This window comes from Streptomyces sp. Wb2n-11 (assembly GCF_001049855.1).
Taxonomy (GTDB): Bacteria; Actinomycetota; Actinomycetes; order Streptomycetales; family Streptomycetaceae; genus Streptomyces; species Streptomyces altiplanensis.
In genome coordinates this window covers 5,519,404-5,527,500 of the sequence record NZ_CVPB01000001.1, presented here as the reverse complement: position 1 = coordinate 5,527,500, position 8,097 = coordinate 5,519,404, and the positions used below count along the sequence as shown (strand labels likewise).

The 8,097-nt window shown below is 70.2% G+C and carries 11 protein-coding genes (1 of these 11 only partly in view); 4 read left to right on the top strand and 7 right to left on the bottom strand.

Features of this window, described 5'->3' with window-relative positions:
• The 3 genes from BN1555_RS25175 to BN1555_RS25165 all read left to right on the top strand — a co-directional run.
• Positions 1-275: the 3' portion of a sporulation protein gene (locus BN1555_RS25175; RefSeq protein WP_093801509.1), read on the top strand. It extends 508 nt beyond the left edge of the window; only the last 275 of its 783 coding nucleotides appear in the window; the start codon falls outside the window, past its left edge; the stop codon is at positions 273-275.
• 44 nt (positions 276-319) lie between these two features.
• Positions 320-856, top strand: a complete 537-nt coding sequence (locus tag BN1555_RS25170; RefSeq protein WP_093801508.1) for a YbhB/YbcL family Raf kinase inhibitor-like protein — start codon at positions 320-322, stop codon at positions 854-856.
• Between the two features lie 144 nt (positions 857-1,000).
• Positions 1,001-1,543, top strand: coding sequence for an HNH endonuclease (locus tag BN1555_RS25165; protein ID WP_093801507.1), 543 nt, complete (start codon positions 1,001-1,003; stop codon positions 1,541-1,543).
• 49 nt (positions 1,544-1,592) lie between these two features.
• Here the strand turns inward: BN1555_RS25165 and BN1555_RS25160 are convergent, their stop codons facing one another.
• From BN1555_RS25160 to BN1555_RS25145, 4 genes are all read right to left on the bottom strand, one after another.
• Positions 1,593-2,363: a sulfite exporter TauE/SafE family protein gene (locus BN1555_RS25160; protein ID WP_093803631.1), complete on the bottom strand. Its 771-nt coding sequence runs from the start codon at positions 2,361-2,363 to the stop codon at positions 1,593-1,595.
• Between the two features lie 39 nt (positions 2,364-2,402).
• Positions 2,403-3,353, bottom strand: coding sequence for an SPFH domain-containing protein (locus tag BN1555_RS25155; RefSeq protein ID WP_093801506.1), 951 nt, complete (start codon positions 3,351-3,353; stop codon positions 2,403-2,405).
• Positions 3,354-3,465: 112 nt separating this feature from the next.
• Positions 3,466-3,894, bottom strand: a complete 429-nt coding sequence (locus tag BN1555_RS25150; RefSeq protein WP_093801505.1) for an NfeD family protein — start codon at positions 3,892-3,894, stop codon at positions 3,466-3,468.
• Between the two features lie 87 nt (positions 3,895-3,981).
• Complete coding sequence (locus BN1555_RS25145) at positions 3,982-4,779, bottom strand: ABC transporter ATP-binding protein (RefSeq protein WP_093801504.1); 798 nt, start codon at positions 4,777-4,779, stop codon at positions 3,982-3,984.
• A gap of 125 nt (positions 4,780-4,904) precedes the next feature.
• Here BN1555_RS25145 and BN1555_RS25140 point away from each other — a divergent pair, with 125 nt between their 5' ends.
• Positions 4,905-5,693 carry a hypothetical protein gene (locus BN1555_RS25140; RefSeq protein ID WP_093801503.1) on the top strand — a complete coding sequence of 263 codons (789 nt, stop codon included), beginning with the start codon at positions 4,905-4,907 and terminating at the stop codon, positions 5,691-5,693.
• 75 nt (positions 5,694-5,768) lie between these two features.
• On the opposite strand, the gene BN1555_RS25135 is transcribed toward BN1555_RS25140, so the two are convergent.
• The 3 genes from BN1555_RS25135 to BN1555_RS25125 form a co-directional block, all read right to left on the bottom strand.
• Entirely contained in the window at positions 5,769-6,017 is a 249-nt protein-coding gene (locus tag BN1555_RS25135; RefSeq protein ID WP_093801502.1) for a chaplin family protein, read from the bottom strand.
• Positions 6,018-6,155: 138 nt separating this feature from the next.
• Positions 6,156-6,818, bottom strand: a complete 663-nt coding sequence (locus tag BN1555_RS25130) for a response regulator (protein ID WP_255306150.1) — start codon at positions 6,816-6,818, stop codon at positions 6,156-6,158.
• Positions 6,811-7,995: a GAF domain-containing sensor histidine kinase gene (locus BN1555_RS25125; protein WP_369688994.1), complete on the bottom strand. Its 1,185-nt coding sequence runs from the start codon at positions 7,993-7,995 to the stop codon at positions 6,811-6,813. The genes BN1555_RS25130 and BN1555_RS25125 overlap by 8 nt, the downstream gene beginning before the upstream one ends.
• Positions 7,996-8,097 lie beyond the last annotated feature (102 nt).

Genomic DNA, 8,097 nt, shown 5'->3' with positions numbered 1-8,097 from the left:
GGGGGACGCGTCAGCGGCTGCCCTTCTACCAGGAGATCGAGTTCCAGCCGCCGCAGCAGTACCGCGGGCTCAACCAGGTCGAACTGACCTTCGTCGCGGACGACCGCGAGATGGACGTCGTCCTGGAGATGGACAAGAAGCCGGGGCTCTTCAGTGAGAGCAGCGACTCCTACCGGGCCTTCAAGGTCGGGCTGAACGACTTCCAGGGAACCGACTGGGTGGCTTACCTCAATCAGTGGCTTGCCCAGGTCGGCGGTCAGCGCAACTGGCTCTAGGCTCGGGATCTGCCAGGCAGGACAGCCCAATCGGAGGTTCAGACGTGTCCGAGGCGAAGAGGCCGCCGCTTCCCCATGACTTCCATCCGCCGGTGCCCTCGTTCACCGTGGTGAGTGAGGACGTCGCGGACGGGGCGGTGCTGAAGGACGCCCAGGTGTACGCGGCCGGCAATACGTCGCCGCACTTGCGGTGGGAAGGGTTTCCCGCCGGGACGAAGAGCTTTGCCGTGACGTGTTTCGATCCCGACGCGCCGACCGGCAGCGGGTTCTGGCACTGGACCGTGTTCGACATTCCGGCATCGGTGACGGAGCTGCCGGCCGGGGCGGGCAGCGAGAAGTCCGAAGGGTTGCCGGAGGGCGCGATCCAGGCCCGTAACGACTACGGGACGAAGGACTTCGGCGGGGCCGCGCCGCCGGCGGGCGAAAAGCACCGGTATGTATTCACCGTGTACGCGGTGGACACGGAGAAGCTCGGGCCCGACGCCGACACCTCCCCGGCCGCTGTGGGGTTCAATCTGCGGTTCCACACGCTCGGGCGTGCGCAGCTGGTCGCCGCATACGAGGCTCCCGCGGCGAGTTGACCGTTCACTTTCTGTTTGCCCGTCCCTGGTCTTGGAAGAGATCAGGGACGGGCATCTTTTTATTGCGTTGTCCATCTCGGTGTGCCCGGTCAGAGTTGATCCAAGCCCGCCACGGGGCGGGCCGGCGCAGGGAGGGTGGGCGGGATGCGGGACACGCTGGTACTGAACGCGAGCTTCGAGCCGCTGTCTACGGTGACACTGAACCGGGCGGTGGTGCTTGTCCTGACGGACAAGGCCGTCGTCGAACAGGCCCGCCCCGGACTGCTGATGCGCGCGGCCGCCGTGGAGCTTCCGGTGCCGCAGGTGATCAGGCTCTGCCGGTACGTCCGGGTGCCCTTCCGAAGACAGGCACCGTGGTCGAGGCGCGGTGTGCTCATACGGGACCAGCACCGGTGCGCGTACTGCGGACGGCGGGCCACCACCGTCGACCATGTGATACCGAAAGCCCAGGGCGGTGGGGACGGCTGGCTGAACACGGTGGCGTCCTGCGCGGAGGACAATCACCGCAAGGCGGACCGTACGCCGGAGGAGGCGGGCATGCCGCTGCTGCGGCGGCCGTTCGTGCCTTCGCCCGCCGAGGCGATGCTGCTGTCGCTGGGGGCGAACGAGTGGTTCGCGCTGCCGAGCGGGGTCTCTCCCGCCCGGACGGAGCCGATGTCCCGGGGCGGGCTGGCGCAGCCCGCGTAGGCGCCCGGAGGAGTAAGCCCGCCTTCGTTCGGAGGCGGGCTTCTGTGCGTCAGCGCAGTATCAGCTGGACGATCGCGACTGTGCCCACGGCCACGATCAGCGCGCGCAGGGCGGTCGGTGGCAGGCGGCGGCCGATCCTGGCGCCGAGCTGACCGCCTAGCGTGGAGCCGACGGCGATGAGCGCCACGGCGGTCCAGTCGAACTCCGCGGCGAAGAGGAAGAAGACCGCGGCGGTGCTGTTGACGACCGCGGCGAGGACGTTCTTGGTGGCGTTCAGGCGCTGCAGGGTGTCGTTGAGCAGCATGCCCATGAGCGCGACATAGATGATTCCCTGGGCCGCGGTGAAGTAGCCGCCGTACACGCTGGCGAGCAGAAGGCCCGTGATGAGGAGCGGACCGCCGTCGGGGTCGGGGGCGTCGGAGCCGTTGCGCTCGCGGCGGCGCTGGACGGCCTTGGTGATACGGGGCTGGAGGATCACCAGGGCCAGGGCGAGGCCGACCAGGACCGGCACGATCGTCTCGAAGGCGTGCGCCGGCAGGGCGAGGAGCAGTACGGCTCCGCAGACGGATCCGACGGCGGCGGCCGCGCCCATGCGCAGGATGCGGCGGCGCTGGCCGGTGAGTTCCTTGCGGTAGCCGATGGCGCCGCTGATCGAGCCGGGGATCAGGCCGAGGGCGTTCGAGACGGTCGCGGTCACCGGCGGCAGACCGGTGGCGAGCAGGACCGGGAAGGTGATGAGGGTTCCGGAACCGACGATGGTGTTGATGGTCCCGGCGCCCACGCCCGCGGCGAAGACGGCGAGCATCTCCCAGATGGTCACGGTGAGCCTCTCGTGCATGATCGGTGCTTGGTGCACCGATCATGCACGAGATCTGTACGTGTCAGTCGATGGGGGGTCCTGGCGGCGCTCCTGGCCCGTGTTGAAGCCCGGGGCACCGCCGCTGAAGTTGCCGAAGGCGCCACTGAGGCCCTTGAGCGCGTCACCGATCTCGCTGGGCACGATCCAGAGCTTGTTGGCGTCGCCCTCGGCGATCTTCGGGAGCATCTGGAGGTACTGGTAGGAAAGGAGCTTCTGGTCCGGGTCGCCCGCGTGGATCGACTCGAAGACCGTACGGATGGCCTGGGCCTCGCCCTCGGCTCGCAGCGCGGACGCCTTGGCCTCGCCCTCGGCGCGCAGGATCGCGGACTGCTTCTCGCCTTCGGCGGTGAGGATCGCGGACTGCCTGATGCCTTCGGCGGTGAGGATCGCGGCGCGCTTGTCACGGTCGGCACGCATCTGCTTCTCCATCGAGTCCTGGATGGAGGTGGGCGGCTCGATCGCCTTGAGTTCGACGCGGTTGACGCGGATGCCCCACTTGCCGGTGGCCTCGTCGAGGACGCCGCGCAGCGCCGCGTTGATCTCCTCGCGGGAGGTCAGGGTCCGTTCCAGGTCCATGCCGCCGATGATGTTGCGCAGCGTGGTGACGGTGAGCTGCTCGATCGCCTGGATGTAGCTGGCGACTTCGTACGTCGCCGCCCGGGCGTCGGTGACCTGGTAGTAGATGACGGTGTCGATGTTGACCACCAGGTTGTCCTGGGTGATCACCGGCTGGGGCGGGAAGGGGACGACCTGTTCGCGGAGGTCGATCCGGTTGCGGATCGAGTCGATGAACGGGACGACGATGTTCAGTCCCGCGTTGAGAGTGCGGGTGTAACGGCCGAAGCGCTCCACGATGGCGGCGCTGGCCTGTGGGATGACCTGGATCGTCTTGATCAGGGCGATGAAGACCAGCACCACCAGAATGATCAGGACGATGATGACGGATGACATCGCGTTTCCCGTGCCCTTCGTATCGTGCTTCTCGGGAGACCGGCCAAGCCGTGTGCGGACGATCTGATGATCAATCTTCCCAGAACACGAGCCGGTGTGCGGGGTGTTCGGCTCACATGACTACTGCCGTTGCTCCGTCGATCTCGATGACGTCGACCTGCCGGCCCGGTTCGAAGGTCTGGTCGGCGTCGTAGGACCGGGCCGACCAGACCTCGCCCGCCAGTTTGATCCGGCCGCCGCTGCCGTCGACCCGTTCGAGCACGATTGCCTGACGACCCCTCAGGGCGTCGATTCCAGTGGCGTGTTGGGGGCGTTCGGAGCGGTGCCGGGCGGCTATCGGGCGTACGACCGCGATGAGCGCGACCGAGACGGCGGCGAAGACCAGTACCTGCGCGACCATGCCGCCGCCCAGGCTCGCGGTCAAGGCGCCGGCGACCGCGCCCGCCGACAGCATTCCGAACTCGGGCATCGCCGTCACCACGAGCGGGATCCCCAGCCCGACGGCGCCGATCAGCCACCACACCCATGCGTCGATGTCCACGTGGTCATGGTAGGCGCGGGGAGTCTTCACGGACAGGGTGCGAGCGGGGCGCGGGCCGGCGCGGACGGGGCGCGGGCGGGCCCAGGGTCAGCCGAGCGGCAGACCCTGGGCCGTCCAGCGGTCGGACCTGCGCTCGACGACGAGCGGCAGGCCGAAGCAGAGGGAGAGGTTGCGGGAGGTCAGTTCGGTCTCCACGGGGCCCGCGGCGAGGACCTTGCCCTGACGGATCATCAGGACGTGGGTGAAACCGGGGGCGATCTCCTCGACATGGTGCGTCACCATGATCATCGAGGGGGCGTACGGGTCGCGGGCGAGGCGGCCGAGGCGGCGGACGAGGTCTTCGCGGCCGCCGAGGTCGAGACCGGCGGCGGGCTCGTCGAGGAGGAGCAGCTCGGGGTCGGTCATCATCGCGCGGGCGATCATGGTGCGCTTGCGCTCGCCCTCGGAGAGCGTGCCGAACATCCGGTCCAGGTACTCCGTCATGCCGAGGCGGTCGAGGAAGGCGCGGGCGCGCTGCTCGTCGACCTCGTCGTAGTTCTCGTGCCAGGTGGCGGTCATGCCGTACGCCGCGGTGAGCACCGTCTGGAGGACGGTCTGGCGCCTGGGCAGCTTGTCGGCCAGCGCGATGCCGGCCATGCCGATGCGGGGGCGGAGCTCGAAGACGTCGGTGCCGGGGCTGCCGAGCGTCTCGCCGAGGACCCTGGCGGTGCCGGAGGACGGGAAGAGATAGCTGGAGGCGACGTTCAGCAGGGTGGTCTTGCCGGCACCGTTCGGGCCGAGGATCACCCAGCGCTCACCCTCCTTGACCGACCAGGAGACGCCGTCCACCAGAGCGCGTCCGTCGCGGACCACGGATACGTCCACCAGCTCCAGTACATCGCTCATGAGCGCGTTGTCTCCCCATGCAGTCTCGAGAATGTTGGGTGTGCCTGCGAGCACAGCTCCCAGGGAAAACCTACGCCACCGGTCGGGCGGTCCAGCTCTTAGGTCCCATTCCCTAGGCTGGGTCCATGCTCTCCGAACCTCGCTCAGGACGACTGGCCGCATGGGGAAACGCCCTTTTGGCCGGACTTGTTTCGCCGGATCACGTCGCTCTCGCCATTGTCGGGGAGGACGCGGTGCACCGGGTGGAAGGTGTGCCCGGGGAGGCGGGGCCGGTCGGGCTCACGCTGGCCCTGGGGCGGTTGCGCGCGCTGGGCGTGACGGGGTTCCGGGTGGCGCTGCCCGCGCCGGGGCATCCGCTGGGGCTCAGTGGGCCGCCGGAGTTCAACGCGCGGGCGCTGGAGGCGGAGGAAGCGGTGGTCTGCTCCGGCGCGGCGCTGGGACTGGTGCCGGAGGTGTACGAGGCGGGGCCGGCCGGGGACGTGCACGTCGAGGTGGTGTGGCACTGCCTGCCCGTACGGGAGGCCCCGCCGGCGGACGTGCCGTCGCTCGGGGAGGCCGAGCGGGAACTCGCGGAGGCGCTTCGGGACGCGACCGCGGTGCTGTCACGGCTCGATGTGGCGGGGTCGGGCCCGGTGGCCGAGGCGGCGATCGACGCGTACCGGGCGCGGGTGGAGGGCGGCGGCGGTGAGGTGCTGGCCCCCGGGTACCCGCCGCGGGCGGTGCGGGTGCTGGAACTCGCGCAGCGGGTCGGGCTGCTCATCTCGGTGGCGTACGGGACCGGGCACGGCGGGGCGGTGAGCGCTTCGGAAATGGCGGGGCGCGGGGAAGCGCTGCGGCCGGTGGAGCGGGTGGCGCGCAGGGCGCAGGTCGCGGCGTACAACGCGTGGGTCGAGGAACGCGAGCGGGGGCGCTGAGGGGTTCGGAACGCGCGCCCGGCCCCCAGGCGCCGGGCGCCTGGGGGCCGGTGGTCACCGCCCGACCGGGATCGGTCAGTAGTTGATGCCGTGGTTTCCGAAGGCCGGGTTGAGGGCGCCGACGACGTTGACGGTGTTGCCGACAACGTTCACCGGGACGTGAACCGGGACCTGGACCAGGTTGCCGGAGCCGACGCCCGGGGACTGGACGGCCGCGCCGTGGGCGTGCGCGCCGCCCTCGGTGGCGGAGGCAACGCCGGCGCCGGCGGCGAGGAGACCGCCCGCGACCATGGTGACGGCAGCGGCCTTCTTCAGGTTCTTCACTTCAGGATCCTCCTAGACGTCGCCGCGGCCAGCCGCCGCAGCACGTCATGGAAAACGCCCGGAGGCCCCTCGGGATGCGCCATTCGGGGGACATGCACCCGACAGTATGAATCTCGGTCCGGGGCGCAGATCGTCCGCTTAACCCGTAATCCCATGTCGGACGGCCCACAGCGCCGCCTGGGTCCGGTCGGAGAGGTCCAGTTTCATCAGGATGTTCGAAACGTGGGTCTTCACGGTCTTCTCCGAGAGGACCAGCGCGCGGGCGATCTCCCGATTGGAGCGGCCGTCCGCGATCAGGGTCAGCACTTCCCGCTCCCGTTCGGTGAGCGTGCCTCCCCGGCCCGTGCCGCTGTTCCCGTCCTCCTGCGAGAGCAGGGCCCCCGCGACCTCCGGCTGGAGGAGGACATGGCCCGCGTGTACGGAGCGGATCGCGCCGGCCAGGGCGTCCGGGTCCACGTCCTTGTAGACGTAGCCCGAGGCACCGGCGCGCAGGGCGGGGACGACGGTGCGCTGCTCGGTGAAGCTGGTGACGATCAGGACTTTGGCGGGGTTGGCCAGCTCACGGAGTCTGCGCAGGGCGTCGATGCCGTCGGTGCCGGGCATCTTGATGTCCATGAGAACGACGTCGGGGCGCAGCTCCTCGGCGCGCGCGACCCCCTCCGCCCCGTCCCCGGCCTCCCCGACGACCTCGATGTCGTCCTGGATCTCCAGGAACGTGCGCAGGCCGCGGCGTACGACCTGGTGATCGTCGACCAGCAGGACGCGGATTCCGGTCTTTGACGGTCGTGCGGCCTCAGCCACCGGGGACCTCCATCTCGATCGTGGTGCCCTTGCCGGGCGCCGATTCCACAGTGAGCCTGCCGCCCGCGCCGCCGGCGCGGTCGCGCATCGAGACCAGGCCGAGGTGGCGGCCCGCTCTGCGTACGGCCTTCGGGTCGAAGCCGCTGCCGTCGTCCGTGATCCTGAGCCGGGCGCCCTGGCCGCTCTTTTCGAGTACGACGTCGACGTGGGCCGCGCCCGAGTGGCGCAGGGCGTTGTGCAAAGCCTCCTGGGCGACGCGCAGGAGGGCTTCCTCCTGGGCCGCGGGCAGGGCCCGTACGCCGGAGCTGGTGAAAGTCACCCGGGCCGTGTGGGCGCGGTCCATGACCTGGATCTGGGTGCGCAGGGTGGCGATCAGGCCGTCCTCGTCGAGGGCCGCGGGGCGGAGCTCGACGACCGCGGCGCGCAGTTCGTCGGCCGCCTCGGCGGCGAGCGCGGCCACCTGCTGGAGTTCGCCCTTGGCGCGGGCCGGGTCGCGGTCGACGAGGGCTGCGGCGGCCTGGGCGGTCAGGCGCAGGGAGAAGAGCTTCTGGTTCACGGCGTCGTGCAGCTCGTGGGCCAGGCGGGAGCGTTCCTCCGCGATGGTGAGCTCGCGGCTGCGCTCGTAGAGACGGGCGTTGGTCAGGGCGATCGCGGCGTGCTGGGCGAGCATGCCGAGCAGTTCCTCGTCGTCCTCGGTGAAACCGCAGGCGCCTTCGGGCTTGGGGCAGCGCTTGTTGGCGAGGAAGAGCGCACCGATGACTTCGTCGCCGTCGCGGATGGGCAGTCCCAGGAAGTCGGACATGTCGGGGTGCGCGGGGGGCCAGCCCTCGAAGCGGGGGTCCTTGCGCACGTCGGCGAGGCGCTCGGTGGCGGCGCCGTGCAGCATCGCGGCAAGGATGCCGTGCTGGCGGGGCAGCGGGCCGATGGCCTTCCACTGTTCGTCGCTGACGCCGTCGACCACGAACTGGGCGAAGCCGCCGTGGTCGTCGGGGACGCCCAGGGCGGCGTACTCCGCGTCCAGGAGCTCGCGGGCGGAGGCGACGATCGTCTTGAGGACGTCGCGCACTTCCAGGTGCCGGCTCATCGCGAGCAGTGCGGTGCTCACGGCGGTGAGACCGGAGCGCGGGGAAGGGGACTCCCCTGCTCTAACGGGACGGTGAGCTGGGGGGCGGTTCATGTGGTTACCGTACCGGCGGGGTGCGGCGGCCGTATCGGACCCGGGCGTCCCGGCGCCGGGACGCAGGTCGTAGGCCGAAGTGCCCTGGTGCGGTGGGGCCGG